Genomic DNA, 16307 nt, shown 5'->3' on the forward strand with positions numbered 1-16307 from the left:
TCGATCAGGCCGTGTCCGGCCCGGGCGTCTGCGGCCCGGAGACGGCACGGGTGGTGACGCTACCGAACGTACGCATCAAGTCCATTTCGGACTCGAGGACGCCCGCGAGGCGGCGAACGCCCTCACGGATTCGCTCGGGCGTCGGGTAGCAATAGGACAGTCGCATCTGTCTGCTGCCCAGACCGTCCGTGTAGAAACCCGTCCCCGAGGCGTAGGCGACGCGCGCGGTGACGGCGCGGGCCAGCATCGCCTTCGCATCGACGCCTTCGGGAACGGTCAACCACACGTAGAACCCACCCTCGGGGTGGGTCCAGCTGCAGCCTTCGGGCATGTACTGCTCGAGGGCGCCGATCATCGCGTCGCGGCGTTCGCGGTAGTTCTCGCGGAACGTCTTGATCTGCCCCTTCCAGTCGTGCGTCGCGAGGTACTTCGAGACGACGAGCTGGTTCAGTGTCGGCGGGCACAGCGTCGCCGACTCCGAGGCGAGCACGAGCTTCTCGCGCACAGCATGTGGTGCGAGCACCCAGCCGACGCGCAGCCCCGAGGCGAAGGTCTTCGAGAACGAGCCGAGGTACACGACGTTGTCCGGGTCCATGGACCGCAGGGCCGGGTAGGTCTGCCCGTCGAAGGCGAGCAGGCCGTACGGGTTGTCCTCGATGACCAGAACGTCGTACTGCCTGCAGATCTCCAGGATCTCGGCCCTGCGTTCGGCGGCGAGCGTCACGCCCGCGGGGTTGTGGAAGTTGGGGATCGTGTAGAGGAACTTGACCCGCTTCCCCGCCCTCTCACACTCGGCGAGCGCGGTGCGCAGGTTCTCCGGCACGAGGCCGTCGTCGTCCATCGCGACGTGCACGACCTCGGCCTGATAGGCCGCGAACGAGCCGAGCGCGCCGACGTACGACGGGCCCTCGGCGATCACGACGTCGCCGGGGTCACAGAACAGTCGCGTGACCATGTCCAGCGCCATCTGCGAGCCGACCGTGACGACGACGTCGTCGGGGTGGCCGGTGATGCCTTCCATGGCCATGACTTCGCAGATCTGCTCGCGCAGCGCCGGGACTCCGTGTGCCGAGCCGTACTGGAGGGCCGTGAGTCCGTCCTGCGCGATGAGCTCGCTCATCTGCTGCGACAGCGACTCGAGCGGCAGCGCGGCGAGATTCGGCATGCCGCCCGCCAGTGAGACGACCTCGGGTCGGCTCGCCACAGCGAACAGCGCTCGGATCTCGGATGCCGTCATCCCCGCGGTGCGGGCGGCGTAACGCTCGACGTGGGGGTCGAGGTTCGTACGGCTCCCCGGCTCGGCGCCGGGCTTGGTCTCGGGGAGATTCGGCTCCGCGCTCTGCGAATCCGGGACCTGGGGTTCGCTCATGGCATACTTCCGTCTGCTTTTCGTGGGAAAGCGTTCGGCGGCTGGGCTCTACCTGCGTGCTTCACCTACGGGTAGTTGTTCGAGTGTAACCACAGGTGGTAGAGCACCTCCCGCCGTTGGCGTGCTCGTCACATCGGCATATGCTTGCCGGTGTTACTCGCCCTGCGCGCGTCCGGCGTGCGGGCGGTGTCCGTCGGTGCCGGTGGCTGCGGTTTCACGCGGCTGCGCGGCCGCGTCAGCCCGGGAGGTCTGGTGCCACGTCGCATCGTGGGCGTCACGCTGGACAACCTCGAACAGTTGCCGCGCCAGTGCCGGCGTTGCGTGTACTGGGAGCTCGCCCCGCATCTGAAACAGCAGGCCGAGGAGTTCGGCGAGACGGAGGTCGAGAAGGAGGCCTGGGTCTCCGGCGTACTGCTCGAGTGGGGTTCGTGCGGGCGGATCGTCTACAGCGGCAAGTTGCCCGTCGGATTCGTGCTGTACGCACCGCCCAACGCGGTCCCCCGGTCCGACGCGTTCCCGACGTCGCCTCCCAGTCCCGACGCGGTGCTGTTGACGGCGTTCCACATCCTGCCGGAGTTCCGTGGCGGTGGACTGGGCAGGTTGCTGGTGCAGGCCGTCGCCAAGGACCTCACCCGACGGGGCGTGAAGGCCATCGAGGCGTTCGGCGACGCCGGTCCCGAGGATCCGGACTCCGAGGACGACACCGGCGCGTCCGCGGGTTCCGAAGCCGCCGCGTCCGCCGAATCCGGCACACGGGTTGTTTCCGCCGGGGGTGACGACGACGGGCACTCCTGCGTGGTGCCGGCGGCGTTCCTGCAGAGCGTCGGCTTCAAGACCGTGCGGCCGCATCCCCGCTGGCCCCGGTTGCGCCTGGAGCTGCGGTCATCGATCACGTGGAAGGAAGACGTCGAGGCGGCGTTGGAGAAGCTGCTCGGCGAGGTCACGATGACCACGGCGACCTCGTCCAGCTCGCGCGCCTGAGCGGTCGCGGCGCAGGCCTCGCGCCCGTCGGGTACCGGGCGCTCGGGATACATCGGTGGGAACCGCCAGTGCACGGAGTCGTCCGCAGCACGGAAGTTATCCACAGTTCTGTGCACAACTCACATGGTTATCCACAGATTCGCGGTGTCTTGTGCACACCCGCTCCACCGTTCGCTGCGCTGCGTCGATGTCTCGACACCATGCGTGACGAGGCGATGAGACGCGACGAGACCCGGTGAACAGGCGTCGCTCCGCGCTGGAGCGCCCGGCCTACTCGGCCTTGGCGAGTTCGTGGGCGAGGACGTCGGCGAACGTGAACGTGCCCGTGGGCTGGTCGCCCTCACCGAGCAGGTACAGCCGCTTGACGGAGATGAGCAGGCCCTCGGCGACCACGTCGCGGAACGCCGGATCGGAGAGCCGCAGTCGGTCCTGGCTGTTCGTCAGATAGCCGATCTCGACGCGCACCGCGGGGCACCGCGTCCGCGTGAAGATGTCCCACGTCTTCGGGTGCGTGCGGCAGTCGAGCAGGCCGGTGCGGGCGGCCAGCTCGCGCTGGATGTAGCCGGCGAGCAGTTCGCCCACGGTCGACGTGGTGCCGTTGCCCGTGCCGAAGTGGAAGCTCGCGACGCCCTGGGCTTGCGGCGACGAGTTGCCGTCGCTGTGCAGCGACAGGAACAGGTCGGCGCCCGCCTCGTTGGCGAACTGCGCCCGTTCGGTTTCCGACGGGCTCTGCGCGGGCCCGCGGGAGATCAGTGCCTCCATGCCGGTGGCCTTCATCCGCCCTTCGAGGCGGCGTGCCAGGTCCCAGGCGATGTCGCGTTCGGCGACCCCGCCGACGTCGACGCCCGGGTCGTCCCCGCCGTGGCCGGGGTCGATGACGATGCGCTTGCCGCGAAGCCGCGGCCCCGCCTGCCGCACCTGCTCCTGTTCACGCAGGAACACCGGGCGGCCGCCACGGGCGCGCGGAGAGAGCTGCCGGAGGGCGCGGACGGTGGACGGGCCGCAGATGCCGTCGATGGTCAGGCCGTAGTCGCGCTGGAAGTTCTTCAGCCCGCGTTCGGTCTGCGCCCCGAAGTGGCCGTCGGGCCTGCCCGCGTTGTAGCCGAGCTCGGTGAGACGTTCCTGCAGCGAGAAGACGTCGTCACCGTGCACCGGCGACGAGATGAGATAGGCCAGCGGGCGGCTGCCCAGGTGGTAGCAGGAGCCGCGCAGCGCCCGATACGTCGCGGGACCGACCACGCCGTCGGTGATCAGACCCCTGCGCTGCTGGAACGCGCGAACGGCGTGTTCCGTCCGATCGTCGAAGACGCTGCGCGAATCGTCCGGTGCGCCGTGGGTGTGGTGGTCGGTGCCACCTGCGCCGTTGACACCGTGCGCGCCGTTGGTCCCGGGAAGCAGGTCCAGGCTGACCAGCATGGACCTGATGTCGGCGACGTCCGGTCCGCTGTCGCCGCGGCGGAGTACCCGCATGCACTCCTCGCTCTACCTTGGGCATCGGACCAGCGGGCGAATCACCACCCGATCCGGTGCTTTGATGCTGTGCAAACCAATACAGGGCGCGGGGCCCTGCGCCTGACCATTGTGCCTTGTGTCCACGTGACGAGCGCGCCAGGCCCGTCTCGATGTCCGCTTCACCGACGTGACGGCCCGACGGCGGCTGCGTGACGCAGACCGCGGCCGAAAATGTGAAAGCCCGGGACACGGATGGTCCGGTCCCGGGCTTTCGCCTGCGGATGCGCTCGCGGCGCCTGTGTCAGAGGACTTCCGACAGGTCGTCGAGCAGCGCCGCCTTCGGCTTGGCACCCGTGATCTGCTTCACCGGCTTGCCGCCCTGGAACAGGATCAGCGTCGGGATCGACATGACCTGGTAGTCGCGGGCGGTGTTCGGGTTCTCGTCGATGTCCAGCTTGGCGATCTGGATCTTGTCCTTGTGCTCGGCGGCGATCTCCTCGAGCACCGGGGCGACCATCTTGCACGGGCCGCACCAGGTGGCCCAGAAGTCGACGAGCACGGGCTTGTCGTTGGCGAGCACGTCGTCGCTGAAGCTGGAGTCGGTGACCTTGACTGTGTCGGTCATGGTGCCTCTTTCTTTCCTCGTACGGGCCCGGTCGTCGCGGGCGGAAAACCGGAAAATCGGTCAGTCGGCGGCGCCGGCGGTCGCGTAACCGCCGCCGACCATCTCGGACGTCTCCGCGGCCTCGGCCACGTGCGCGTGTTCGGCGAGCCAGCGCTCGGCGTCGATCGCCGCGGTGCAGCCGCTGCCCGCCGCCGTGATGGCCTGCTGGTAGGTCTGGTCCACCAGGTCACCGGCGGCGAAGACGCCGTCCACGTTCGTGTACGAGCTGCGGCCCTGGGTGAGGACGTAGCCCGACTCGTCGACCTCGATCTGATCGCGGAACAGCTCGTTGCGCGGGTCGTGGCCGATCGCGACGAAGAAGCCCGTCACATCGAGCGTGGACTCCTCGCCCGTCACCGTGTCCTCGACCTTCAGGCCACTGACGGTGCCGTCGCCCAGCACCTCGGTGACCTGCGAGTTCAGCTGCCAGCGGATCTTGGGGTTCTGCTGGGCACGCTCGAGCATGATCTTCGAGGCGCGGAACTCCTCGCGGCGGTGGACGATCGTGACGGTCGTGGCGAACTTCGTCAGGAACGTCGCCTCCTCCATCGCCGAGTCGCCGCCGCCGACCACGGCGATGTCGTGCTCGCGGAAGAAGAAGCCGTCGCAGGTCGCGCAGGACGACACGCCGCGGCCGAGCAGTTCCTGCTCACCGGGCACGCCGAGGTACCGCGGCGCGGCACCGGTCGCGAGGACGACCGCGCGGGCGGCGTAGCGCCTGCCGTTCGCGGTGACGTACTTGACGTCGCCGGTCAGCTCGAGCTGCTCGACGTCCTCGGCACGCAGCTCCGCGCCGAAGGTCTTGGCCTGCTCGCGCATCTCCTCCATCAGGTCCGGGCCCTGGATGCCGGACCGGAAGCCGGGGTAGTTCTCCACCTCGGTCGTCGTCATGAGGGCACCACCGAACTGGGAACCCTCGAACACCAGCGGCTCGAGCTGTGCGCGCGCCGCGTACACGGCCGCGGTGTACCCCGCGGGACCCGACCCGACGATGATCAGGTTCCGAACGTCCTCTGCAGCCACTGGGTTTCCTCCGCTTCGATAACGCCTGACACCGGGTCCAACAGCATCGTAGGGCCGTCTGTTCCCGCCACGGTCCACGCCCGGATGTGACGGGGCTTTCGTCAGGTGTGCTCCCGCGATGTGGACACCGGCAGAGAAAGGCCGGCGGCGTCCGTGTCGGATCGCCGCCGGCCTTCCACCGGATCGTGCCGGTGTCGCTCGGCTCGCCTCGCTCAGCCGCCCGCGCCGACGACCCGGTCGAGCACCGGAGCCGACGTGCAGTCGGGGCTCACCGCGACCATGCGGAACTGGGCGAGCTTGCCCGTGGGGTAAAGCGCCAGGACGGCTTCCCGCCCGTCGATCGTGACCGGCCGCACCCCGACCGGCTCCTTGCTCGGGTCGGCGCCCGCCGCCTGGACGCAGGCGTCGAGACGGCTCTTGGTCTCGAGCGGGCCGTAGTCGCGCATCGTCTGGATGCTGCCGATCGCCGAGGTCAGGTCGCCGTCGTCCTTCGTCAACGCCAGCGGTCCGGAGCCGTTCGAGGGTGCACCCGCGTCGCTGTCGCCGGACTGCTCCGACGGCGCCGGCTGCGCGACGCCCGGCGTCTCGTCGCCGCCACCCAGGTTCGGCACGGCGATCGCGACCGCGGCCACCACGGCGGCCGCCACGGCGACGAAACCGGCCGCCAGGCCCTGTTTCTTCCGCCTGCTGCGAGCCCGGTCGAGGCTGACGACGTTGGTACCTGCGGCCTGCTGTTCACGGGTGCGTTGTTCGTCGGCGATCGCCGCGTCGATCCGCGCCGCCACGTGGGCCGGCATCGGCTCGACCGGCTCGTCCTGCAGGGAACCCAGGTCCGCCTGGGCCGCCTCCAGCGCCTCGATGACGGCTCGCGCCTCCGGGTCGGCGTTGACGCGAGGCCACAGCTCGGCCGCTTGGCTCTCGCTCAGCGCACCGGCGTGCAGGTCGGCGAGCACGTCGACAGACAACGCGGAACCGTCGGCGGCCCCGCCATTCCCCCTGAACTCGTCCGTCATCGTCGTCCCTCCCCGTGTTTGCTTTCGTAAGTTGGGACGCCGCCTTCCTCGGTCGGGTTCCGCAGATGACCGAGAAGTTTCGCCAGTTTGGAGCGACCTCGCGCACACCTGCTCTTAACCGTCCCGTCAGCTATGCCGAGCATCTCCGCGGTCTCGGACACCGAGTACCCCTCGACGTCGACGAGCACGATCGGGGCGCGCTGGTCCTCCGGCAGCTGGTCGAGCGCCTCTTTGATCACCAGGGACGTTTCGCGCTCGGCCATCGAGTCGCGTGGCACGGCCGGTTCCTGGTGGCCCTCCTCGGGGAGCGGCACGGTCGGCTTGGCCTGCCGCCTGCGGATGCGGTCGAGGCAGGCGTTGACGACGATCCGGTGGAGCCACGTCGTGACCTGCGACTCCGCGCGGAAGTTCGACGCCGCGCGGAAAGCCGAGATGAACGCGTCCTGCAGGGCGTCGGCGGCCTCCTCGGGATCGCGGACCGTGCGCAAGGCGACGGCCCACATGCGGTCTCGGTGTCTGCGTACGAGCTCGTTGAAGGCATGCGGATCGCCGGCGGCGTGCGCCTTGATCAGATCCGCATCCGTTGGCTCGGCGGTGGGCGCTGTCACCCGGAAGAGATTACTAAGGAGTGCCCGGGCGTGAGCACGCCCTGCTCGGATCGTCCGGGTGAGATCGTCGTGTCCGGAATGTTCAGTTCGACGCCGCAGGCTCGGCGACGGCCGGTGGGCGGGTCGTCACGCCGACGGCAGGAACTTCACTTCGCCGAACTCCGAGGTGAACTCGGGTTCCTGACCGGACAGCGCCTTGACCCACACGACCACGTGCGTGCTCTCGACGGGTCGGTCGAGCGAGATCATGGTGTTGACGCCGTCGAGCTTGCCCTGGCCGACGACCTCCGTGTCGTCGAGGGCGGCGTCCGGCGAGTCGGCCGTGCGGATCTGCACCTCGGTGCCCGGGCTGTCGGCCACGACCCGCACCTTCGACAGGTCGATGGGCCGGTCGAACGTCGCCAGCAGTCCGACGCCGCGCTTCAGGGCGGGCAGCTGCTGCTTGTACAGGTCCGTGCGCCACACGGTGGAGGGGTCGCCGTCGGTGGCCTTCGGGGCGTCCTCGGGGCTGTCGCCCTCGCCCTCGGGGTTGTAGACGGTGATCTCCGAGGGCTGCACCGGTCGGCCGGTCTGTCCCTGCTGGTTGCCGTTTCCGTCGCTTCCGTCATCGCCGCCGTTCTGGCCACCGTTCTGCCCGGCCTGCTGCTCGGCGGTCGGTTCGGCGAGGTTCACGGGCGGGCCCGAGGTGTCGCCATCGTCCTGGAAGAAGTTGATGGCCATCATGCCGAGCCAGGCGAGCACCGCGACGGCTGCGCACACGAGCGCGGTGACGCCGAGCGCGAGCTTGCGCCTGCGGGCCCTGTCCTTCGACGGCTTCTTCGTCGTCCACACGCTGCCGTCGGGCTCGGCCGGTTCGGCGGGTTGTTTGGCGCGTTCGGCGGCTTCTGCCGCCTGGTCGAGTGCCCGAAGGATCGCCGCACTGGTGCGGATGCCGCCGTGGTCGCCGTCCTCGATGGTGCGCACCGACAGTGCCGACAGCTCCTGCGGCACGCGGGGCTGCAGCGACTTGGCGGGCACGATCCTGCCGGTCGGCGACTTCGGCGCGGGCGGCAGCGCGGGCGGTCCGCCCGGCAGCGCCCAGCGGCCCGTGAGCAGCAGGTACAGCACCGAGCCGAGGGCCTTGACGTCGTCGCGGAGGGTGGCGTCGGGCAGGGGGCCGGGGAAGGCCAGGCGCAGCCTGCCGTCCGGGGTGAGGCGGAGCCGCTGCGGGTGGTCGATGCCGAGCACGAGGCCGGACTGGTGCGCCTGGTCGACCGACTCGGCCAGGGCGCGCACCATGCGCGCGGCCGCGCCGGGTTCGACGGGCCGTTCGGCGACGAGGTCGATCAGGTCGGTGCCCTTCGTCCACTCGGCCACGACGATGCCCAGTAGCCCCTCGGACGAGGAGATACCGCTGCCGAGGGACAGGACGTCGAGCACACGGGCCACGCCGGGGTGCTCGAACGTCGCTGCGTGCGCGGCGCGTTCCAGCGTGCGCCTGCCGAGCAGGGCCGCCTCGGGGTCGGCGGGATCGCCGACGAGCATGGTCAGCGCGACGTCGCGGCGGAGCTGCCCGTCGCGTGCACGCCACAGATGCGCGCCCGCGCGTTCGTCGATGCCGAACTGCGCGAGCAGGCGGTAGCGGCCGTCACCGACGACTCCGCCGGGCGCCAGCGCACCACGCTGCGCTCTCGTGCCCATCCGGCCTGACCCCCTAGGTTCGGTTGTCGCTCCCTGCTGTCTCTAGGAGAGGGTACGTGAACACGCAGTGCAAGGGCGGTGTCTTCCGCCTCTAGCCGCGTTTGAGCAACCGGGTGACCCTCCTGGTCACCGGCGTGAGCTCGTCCACCTTGAGTGCCATCAGTACCCCGAACGAGACACCCAATCCGACGATCCCCTGCAGGACGAGGGTCACCCAGGCGCCGCCGATCGCCCCGAGGAAGTCCGGGACGAGCATTCCCGTGGCGGCAGCGGCGGCCGCACCGAGCACGCTCGCCACGACGGTGAACAGGATGACACCGACGACCCGCTTGCTGCGCAGGTTGCCCAGCTTCACCCACAGCCAGACCTGCCCGAGCACCGCGCCGACGACGAACACCAGCGAGTTGACCATCATCACGCCGAGCACGACGTGGGTGGGCGACAGCAGCGCCTGCGCGAGGTACAGCAGCGGGATCTTCACCGCCGTCATCACGACCATGATCAGCGTCGGTGTGCGCGAGTCCTTCATCGCGTAGAACACGCGCATCTGCAACATGACGAGCGCGTACGGCAGCAGCCCGAACGCCGAGACCGCAAGCGCTTGCCCCAGTCGTTCCGCGTCCTCGACCGAGCCCTTGCCCAGCGCGAACAGGGCGACACCGATCGACGTGCCCGCCACGGCCATGACCGCAGAGACCGGCAGCAGCATCAACGTCGTCAGCCGTGAGCCGTAGGACAGGTCGCCGACGAGCCTGCGGTGGTCGCCGTCGGCCGCGGCCCTGCTCATCTTCGGCATCAGCGCGGTGAGCAGCGACACGCCGATGACGCCGTACGGCAGCTGAAACAGCAGCCACGCGTTCGAGTAGATCGACGCACCGCCCGCCGCGCCCGCGGTGAGCACGCGGGTGTTGATGACCATGCCGATCTGGCTGACGACGACGTACCCGAGGATCCACGCGGCCAGCCCGCCGAACTCCTTCAGTCGCTCGTCGAGGCCGAAGTTCCATTTGAACCGGAATCCCGAACTGCGCAGGGCGGGCACGAGGAACAGCGCCTGCGCGGTCATGGCCGACAGCACGCCGAGGCCCAGCACGAGGACCTGCGGGTCGGTCATGCTCGTCGGCACGATCGTCGGATCGCCGGGCACCAGCGCGAACGCGATGATCGTGACGATGATGACCAGGTTGTTGATCACCGGAGCCCACTGGGCGGGCCCGAATATCTGCTTCGCGTTCAGCACCGCCGACAGCACCGCGAACAGACCGTAAAACAGCAGGCCCGGCAACAGCAGGTACGCGAACCACGTCGCCAGCTGGGGGTTCGCCGCGCCCGAGTCGTCCATCAGCAGCGACGTCAGCCACGGCGCGGCGGCGGTCGAGACGATCGTGCCGATGCCGAGGATCGTGATCGCCATCGTGATCAGCCGCTGGGTGTACGACTCGCCGCCGTCCGGGTCGTCCTGCGATCGCACGAGCAACGGCACGACGACGCTGGTCAGCACACCGCCGAGCAGCAGCTCGTTGATGATCAGCGGCATCGTGTTGGCGACCGTGAACGAGTCGTACAGCACGCCGAGCGTGGCCACCCACGCCAGCAGCACCTTCCACAGGAACCCCGTGATGCGGCTGGTCATGGTCGCGATCGCCATGCGCCCCGTGGCCTTGGCCAGCGACTGCTTCTTCGCCGCGGGTTTCGGCTCGGCCTCCGGTTCGGCGCGGTCGTCGACGCCGACCGGCGGGATCCGTTCGCCGATGTCCGTGTGCCGGGGCCCGTCGAGGATCCGCGGCATCATCTGCGTCGCGAGCTCGTCGTACGGGCCCTGCACGTCCGGGTCTATCCCCGGCCAGCGTGCCGAACGCGGTGGGATGTAGATCGTCGCGTCGAGCTCGCGCGGCGGCGGTGGCGGTGTCGGACGTCCCTGGGGGCCGCGCGGCACCGGCCGGTCCACGGGTGCCACGGGCCGGGTGGGCTCGTGCGACGGCGCGTCGAGCGGCGGGCGCGCGGACTTGCCGTGGGCGGCTGGTTCACCCGATCGATCCGCGGGTGGGCCACCCTGCCACGGGCGCACCGGACCGCGCCGCGACGTCTCGGGAGGCCTACCACGACGTGGTGGCTTTCCGCGCGGGTCGCGCGGGAGCTGTTCGTCCGGTGGCGGCCATCCACCGGGCGGTGTACCCGGGGACACATGGGGCGGCCGGTCGTTGGGTGGCTCGGCCGTCGGGCGGTCCTGGGGCGGCCGGTGCTCCGGCGGAGGTGGGGCCGGGCGGTCACGGCGGGTGCGGTCCGGGGGCGGTGCCTGCCTGCCCGTCGGCTGCTGTCCCGGTGCTTGTGGACCGGGTGCTTGTTGTCCTGGTGCTTGCGGCGGGCCGGGCGGGCCCGCGGGCGGCGCGCCGTGACCCTGCGGGTCGGCGGGCCGCCGACGCCGCGGTGGCTCCTGGCCCGGGCGCGGGTCCGCGGGCGGCCTGCCGGGTGGCGGGCCCTGGGGTGGACCGGCCGGTGGCTGCGCGCTCTGCGCGGGCGGCGGTGTGCTGTGCCGGGGGCGCCGTTCGCCGTCGGGTGGCGGCATACGCCGGTCGCCGGCCTCGGGGGCGCGGCGACCGTTCCGTTGCGGATCGTCGGGTCCGGCTGGCGGCTGTGGCGCCGGGCCCGGCGGCGGTGCGGGGCGCGAGGGTGGCACAGGACGCGACGGGTTCGCCTGCGGTCGCCGTGGCTCGCGGGGGACGCCGTTCGGGCGTTCGGGACCGTGGCGGTCCGCATCCGCGGAGCCTTCCGGGTCCGCCGACCCATCCGACCACGCAGGATCGTCCGGCCACGCGGAGTCACCCGGCCACTGCGTTGCGTCATCCCCCTCGGATGCCGCAGGCCCCCCTGGCCTCGCCGGTCCTCCCGGCCTGCCCCCGGGTTCGGGTGGCCGGCCCGGCTGTCTGTCCAACGCGTGCCCCATCAACTCGGCGTCAAGCTCGGTTCAGGGTAATGCGCTCGCCGGTAAAACTCAGGTCGGGAACGGCTTCGGGTGCGTCGGCGTCCGGCAGCCGGTGCGGGTCAGGGCGACGGTTCGCCCTCGTCGCGGTGCCTGATCCGGCGGACGATCCGCCTGCCGGACAGCAGCACCAGCGCCACACCCGCGACGATCGTGATGACGAGGGTCACGGTCGATAGTTCCGTGGAACTGAGTTCCAGTTCGGCGGGCTCGCCGAGCGCGGTGCCGCCGGGCGTGCTGAGCGACACAGTGATCTTGAACCGTCCCGACCGGAGCGTCTCGGCGGGGACCTGCGGACTGAACGTGCTGTCGGCCGACAACGTCTGCACCGGGATGTGTGCAGGTCGCAGCCCCGCGATGTTCTCGAGCTGTAGTCGTACGCGGATCTGCACCGGCAGGTCGTTGGTGACGCTCACGGGCAGTGGAGCGGACTCGGATCCCCGCAGCACCGGCTGGGCGAGCGTGGCGACGGTGACGTGTCCCGTCAGGTCGGTGAGCTGTTCCTCGGCGTTGCGGGCGGCCGCCGTCGCCGAGGCGGGCCGGGTCGCCCAGGCCGCCGACGTCGCGCGGATGACGGCGTTGTGCAACGGCTGCAGCAGCTCGGCGGGCGGCACCTGCCGGGTGGGGTCGACGCGCATCGCGCGGCTGAGGTCGGCGGTCGTCGACTCGGTCCTCGACAGTGAATCGAGTAGCTCGGCGTCGAGTGCCGCCGAGGCGGAGCCGTCACCGGGCTCCCGTCCCGGCACGGCCTGCTGCGGCGGGGCGGACAGGACCTCGTCGAGCGGGGTCGGCGTGAGCATGTTCGCGCCGTGCAACTGTGCGTAGGCGTCGAGGAACGCGGTCAGCTCGCCGGTCGTCGCGTCGATCCGCCGCGGAGGCGCGATCACCACCGGCCCGCCCGGCTGTTCGCCGAGCCCGCCGCGCAGCGCCAGCGCCGCGATGCCGTTCTGCGTGGCGACCTCGGTGTCGTTCACGGCGGTCAGCCGGTTCCCGCGGGCCTTGCGCCCGGTCAGTGCGGTGGATACGAGCGGGTCGTAGGTGAGCGTCCGAGCCTGTCCAGCAGTCGAGACGCGGCCGATGGTGTCGGCTCCCGCCGACGCGGTCGGCGGGACCAGGAACGTCCGCGCGCCGCCCTCGGTGGCCGCCGACATCGCGTCCTCGTCGGGTGCCCCCGCGGGCCATACGACGCCGGGTCGAGGCTGCACCCCGGTGCGGCGCAGGATCGACGCCCCACCGCTGACGGCCATCCGCATCAGGTCGGTCTCCGAATCGACCTCGGCGAGTGTCTCCAGGTCGGCGTCGGCATACGGCAGCTGGACGACGCAGTGCGAGGCGACGAGTGACCGGAGTTTGTCGAGCCAGTTGCGTGCGTCCTGTGCGCCCTGGCCCTCGACGTCGCCGTCGGTGGTGCGGATCCGATATCCGCCCGCCATGGCCTCGACCGTGCCCAGCAGTTCCGGGTCGATCGCGAAGCACATCGACCCGAACAGCGCCGGGTTCTCCTGTTTGGCCAATGCGGATTCGACCAGTGCGTCGAGTCTGCCGCCAGGGGCGAGTGCCGTGGCGAGGTCGTCGTCGGCGAGGACGATCGAGCCGTCGTGGGGCTGTGACACCACGCGGGGGCGGCTCGCCGTGAGCGGCCACAGCAGCGTGGTCCGCGCGGGTGCGGCCTCGCTCGGCGGATCGATCACGGGCAGCAGCAGATTCATCGACGCCAGCCGGGCAGGCCCGCCGTACTCGGGCGTGCCGTTGACGTTGACCAGCAGCGGATAGACGCCGGGGGCGCCCAGCGGCAGGTCGGCCGCTGGGATGTCGAAGCGCACCGGAGCCGACTCGCCGGGCGCGAGCGTGTCGGCGAGGGTGACCCAGGCGGTCGTGCCCGCGTCGGCGGGCGGCGGTTCGGTGACGGCTCGCTGGAACGCCGCCGTCGACGGCACCGCCTGGCCGACCTGCAGCCGCGCCACCACCTCGGAGATCTCCCGGTCGCCGGTGTTGGTGACCGTTCCGGTGACCTGCACGCGCGTTCGGTCGGCCTCGCCCGCCGTGAGGACACGCGGGGAGAACCTGCCGATGTCGAGGCGGAGCAGGTCGGGGCCGCTGAGGCGCTGTGCGGGGTGCGGCCCGCCCTGGCCGGGCCGCAGAGGGGCGGCCCGATCCGCGGTGGCCGCCGTCGCCGAGGCCGTGGCGGCCGCGGTGGCCGGTGGAGCGGACAGCCCCTGGGTGAGGAGGAAGGCCAACGCCAGCGCGAACGCGCTGAACCTCGTCACTGCTCGCCGCCTCCGTGCCTGTCCGTGCCTGCCCGTGTGCGTGTCCGCTAGCCGAACAACTCGCGTGCCTTGCGCACGAGCTTGCGCTCATCGGTGTAGGCGAGCCGTGAATCCAGTTCGTCGAGCGGGACCCAGGCCACTTCGGTGACCTCCACGTCGTCGTCGGACAGCTCGCCGCCGTGTGCCTCGAGGAGAAAATGATGCACCGTCTTGTGGATCCGTCTGCGCTCGGCCACGAACCAGTAGTCGATCGAGCCCAGCGGACGGACCACACGTGCGACGATGCCGGTTTCCTCCCGAACCTCGCGCACGGCCGTGTCCTCGACGGTCTCACCGTCCTCGATGTGCCCCTTCGGCAGGGACCACAGAAGCCTGCCGTGCCGGTTCAGCCTGCCGATGAGTGCGGCGTGCGTGCGGGCGCGGTCGACCACGAGGCCACCGGCGGAGGTCTCGTCGACAGTCGTCATGCGCCGCCCGCGACGGCGCCGCGGCCGGCGCCGTGGTGTGGCGTCACCGGAGCGACCGGCCGATCCAGGCATGCTGCGATGCTAGATCACATGCCGCCGCCGGTAGGCTGGCTTGCTGTGTCCGTGTTGAACCGAACCCCACGCGGGCCTGCGTGGGGCGCAAACGTCGCGGAGGTCGCGCAGGCGTGAACCAGGCCGCCGTGAACACCACCGAATCCCAGCTCCGGGCGATGAAGGAGGCTCAGCGCAACGCGGTAGCCGAGTTGCTGCGCGTCTCCCCCGTCGCCGACGAGCTGGCCACGCGGTTCGCCGACGCGGGCCACCGGCTGTACCTGGTCGGGGGGAGCGTCCGGGACGCGCTGCTGGGCAGGCTCTCGTCCGACCTCGACTTCACCACCGACGCACGGCCGGAGGTGATCCAGCGACTGGTGTCCGGCTGGGCCGAGGCCGTGTGGGACACGGGCATCGAGTTCGGCACGGTCGGTGCGGCCAAGGGCGGCGTACAGCTGGAGATCACCACCTTCCGGGCGGACGTCTACGACCGGGTGAGCCGCAACCCCGAGGTGTCGTTCGGTGACACGATCGAGGGCGACCTGGTGCGCCGCGACTTCACCGCCAACGCGATGGCGATCGAGCTGTCGACGAAGACGTTCGTCGACCCGCACGGCGGCATGGCGGCGCTCGCCTCCGAGGTGCTCGACACGCCCGCCACACCGGAGGAGTCGTTCGCCGACGACCCGCTGCGGATGCTGCGCGCCGCACGGTTCGTGGCGCAGCTGGACGTCACGCCCGCCGACCGGGTCGTCGCCGCGATGCGGGACATGGCCGGTGAGTTGGAACGGATCACGGCCGAGCGGGTGCAGGCCGAGCTGTCGAAGCTGCTGCTCGGGAAGGCGCCGCGGCGCGGCCTCGAGCTGATGGTCGACACCGGGCTCGCCGACGTCGTACTGCCCGAGGTCCCCGGCATGCGCCTGGCGATGGACGAGCACCACCAGCACAAGGACGTCTACCAGCATTCGCTGACGGTGCTGGAGCAGGCGATCGATCTGGAGACCTCGCACGAACCGACGTCCGAGCCGGACCTGGTGCTGCGGCTGGCGGCGTTGCTGCACGACATCGGCAAGCCGGACACGCGCAAGTTCGAACCCGGTGGCGGCGTGAGCTTCCACCACCACGAGGTCGTCGGCGCCAAGATGGCCCGCAAACGTTTGCGCGCGTTGCGATACTCCAAGGAGATCGTGCAGGACGTGTCGCAGCTCGTGTACCTGCACCTACGGTTCCACGGCTACGGCAACGGCGAGTGGACCGACTCCGCCGTGCGGCGCTACGTCAACGACGCGGACCACCTGCTGACCCGCCTCCACAAGCTGGTGCGTGCCGATTGCACGACGCGGAACCGGCGCAAGGCCGCCCAGCTGCAGCGGACCTACGACGACCTCGAGGCCCGTATCGCACGGATCGCCGAGGAGGAGGACCTCAAGCGGGTCCGCCCCGACCTCGACGGCAACGAGATCATCCGCATCCTCGGCGTGGAGCCGGGGCCGATCGTCGGCAAGGCGTGGAAGCACCTCAAGGAGGTGCGCCTCGACCGCGGCCCGCTCGACCACGACGAGGCCGTCGCCGAGCTCCGCCGCTGGGCCGCCGACCAGGGAATCGACCCGGCGAGCTAGCCGCAGCCCGTCGCCGCGTCACCCCCCCCGCCACCCGTCCGGCCGTGCTGCGAAGTTCTCCAAGGCGCCTTAGTGGTGTTCAGCGCCTCAGTGGCGTTCAACGCCCCCAAGGTGGCCTTGGTGGCATGACGAT

The 16307-nt window shown here is 70.6% G+C and carries 12 protein-coding genes; 2 read left to right on the plus strand and 10 right to left on the minus strand.

Annotated elements, in window-relative coordinates:
* Nucleotides 1-4: 4 nt before the first annotated feature.
* Nucleotides 5-1369, minus strand: a complete 1365-nt coding sequence (locus tag FHS23_RS03270) for an aminotransferase-like domain-containing protein (protein ID WP_183647469.1) — start codon at nucleotides 1367-1369, stop codon at nucleotides 5-7.
* Nucleotides 1370-1621: 252 nt separating this feature from the next.
* Here FHS23_RS03270 and FHS23_RS03275 point away from each other — a divergent pair, with 252 nt between their 5' ends.
* A complete protein-coding gene (locus tag FHS23_RS03275) occupies nucleotides 1622-2350 on the plus strand; it encodes a GNAT family N-acetyltransferase (protein WP_183650750.1) in 729 nt (242 codons plus the stop codon).
* Between the two features lie 270 nt (nucleotides 2351-2620).
* Here FHS23_RS03275 and FHS23_RS03280 read toward each other — a convergent pair whose 3' ends face one another.
* The 9 genes from FHS23_RS03280 to FHS23_RS03320 all read right to left on the minus strand — a co-directional run bounded on the left by FHS23_RS03280 (nucleotide 2621) and on the right by FHS23_RS03320 (nucleotide 14576).
* A complete protein-coding gene (locus tag FHS23_RS03280; RefSeq protein ID WP_183647474.1) occupies nucleotides 2621-3820 on the minus strand; it encodes an N-acetylmuramoyl-L-alanine amidase in 1200 nt (399 codons plus the stop codon).
* A 283-nt stretch (nucleotides 3821-4103) separates the two neighbouring features.
* Entirely contained in the window at nucleotides 4104-4484 is a 381-nt protein-coding gene (trxA, locus tag FHS23_RS03285) for a thioredoxin (protein WP_425501100.1), read from the minus strand.
* 3 nt (nucleotides 4485-4487) lie between these two features.
* The gene (gene trxB, locus FHS23_RS03290; protein WP_183647482.1) at nucleotides 4488-5489 is read right to left on the minus strand and encodes a thioredoxin-disulfide reductase; all 1002 of its coding nucleotides are present in this window, start codon (nucleotides 5487-5489) and stop codon (nucleotides 4488-4490) included.
* 212 nt (nucleotides 5490-5701) lie between these two features.
* Nucleotides 5702-6502, minus strand: a complete 801-nt coding sequence (locus FHS23_RS03295) for a hypothetical protein (RefSeq protein ID WP_183647486.1) — start codon at nucleotides 6500-6502, stop codon at nucleotides 5702-5704.
* Nucleotides 6499-7110 (minus strand): RNA polymerase sigma factor SigM, encoded by a 612-nt coding sequence (gene sigM / locus FHS23_RS03300; protein ID WP_183647489.1) that lies wholly within the window; start codon nucleotides 7108-7110, stop codon nucleotides 6499-6501. Before sigM ends, FHS23_RS03295 begins: the two co-directional genes overlap by 4 nt.
* A 126-nt stretch (nucleotides 7111-7236) precedes the next feature.
* Nucleotides 7237-8790: a protein kinase family protein gene (locus FHS23_RS03305; RefSeq protein WP_183647492.1), complete on the minus strand. Its 1554-nt coding sequence runs from the start codon at nucleotides 8788-8790 to the stop codon at nucleotides 7237-7239.
* 91 nt (nucleotides 8791-8881) lie between these two features.
* Nucleotides 8882-10663: a murein biosynthesis integral membrane protein MurJ gene (gene murJ / locus FHS23_RS03310; RefSeq protein ID WP_425501101.1), complete on the minus strand. Its 1782-nt coding sequence runs from the start codon at nucleotides 10661-10663 to the stop codon at nucleotides 8882-8884.
* A 1169-nt stretch (nucleotides 10664-11832) separates the two neighbouring features.
* Nucleotides 11833-14037 carry a DUF6049 family protein gene (locus FHS23_RS03315; protein WP_343053607.1) on the minus strand — a complete coding sequence of 735 codons (2205 nt, stop codon included), beginning with the start codon at nucleotides 14035-14037 and terminating at the stop codon, nucleotides 11833-11835.
* A 47-nt stretch (nucleotides 14038-14084) separates the two neighbouring features.
* The gene (locus tag FHS23_RS03320) at nucleotides 14085-14576 is read right to left on the minus strand and encodes an NUDIX hydrolase (protein WP_183647497.1); all 492 of its coding nucleotides are present in this window, start codon (nucleotides 14574-14576) and stop codon (nucleotides 14085-14087) included.
* 158 nt (nucleotides 14577-14734) lie between these two features.
* Here FHS23_RS03320 and FHS23_RS03325 point away from each other — a divergent pair, with 158 nt between their 5' ends.
* Nucleotides 14735-16174: a CCA tRNA nucleotidyltransferase gene (locus tag FHS23_RS03325; protein ID WP_183650755.1), complete on the plus strand. Its 1440-nt coding sequence runs from the start codon at nucleotides 14735-14737 to the stop codon at nucleotides 16172-16174.
* Nucleotides 16175-16307 lie beyond the last annotated feature (133 nt).

This window comes from Prauserella isguenensis, from assembly GCF_014191605.1.
Classification (GTDB): Bacteria; Actinomycetota; Actinomycetes; order Mycobacteriales; family Pseudonocardiaceae; genus Prauserella; species Prauserella isguenensis.

Excerpts from the sequence above, each read along its gene's own strand:
- FHS23_RS03320 (WP_183647497.1), bottom strand. The coding sequence starts at position 14,576 with ATGCCTGGATCGGCCGGTCGCTCCGGTGACGCCACACCACGGCGCCGG.
- FHS23_RS03325 (WP_183650755.1), top strand. The coding sequence starts at position 14,735 with ATGAAGGAGGCTCAGCGCAACGCGGTAGCCGAGTTGCTGCGCGTCTCC.
- FHS23_RS03295 (WP_183647486.1), bottom strand. The coding sequence starts at position 6,502 with ATGACGGACGAGTTCAGGGGGAATGGCGGGGCCGCCGACGGTTCCGCG.
- FHS23_RS03270 (WP_183647469.1), bottom strand. The coding sequence starts at position 1,369 with ATGAGCGAACCCCAGGTCCCGGATTCGCAGAGCGCGGAGCCGAATCTC.
- FHS23_RS03305 (WP_183647492.1), bottom strand. The coding sequence starts at position 8,790 with ATGGGCACGAGAGCGCAGCGTGGTGCGCTGGCGCCCGGCGGAGTCGTC.
- FHS23_RS03280 (WP_183647474.1), bottom strand. The coding sequence starts at position 3,820 with ATGCGGGTACTCCGCCGCGGCGACAGCGGACCGGACGTCGCCGACATC.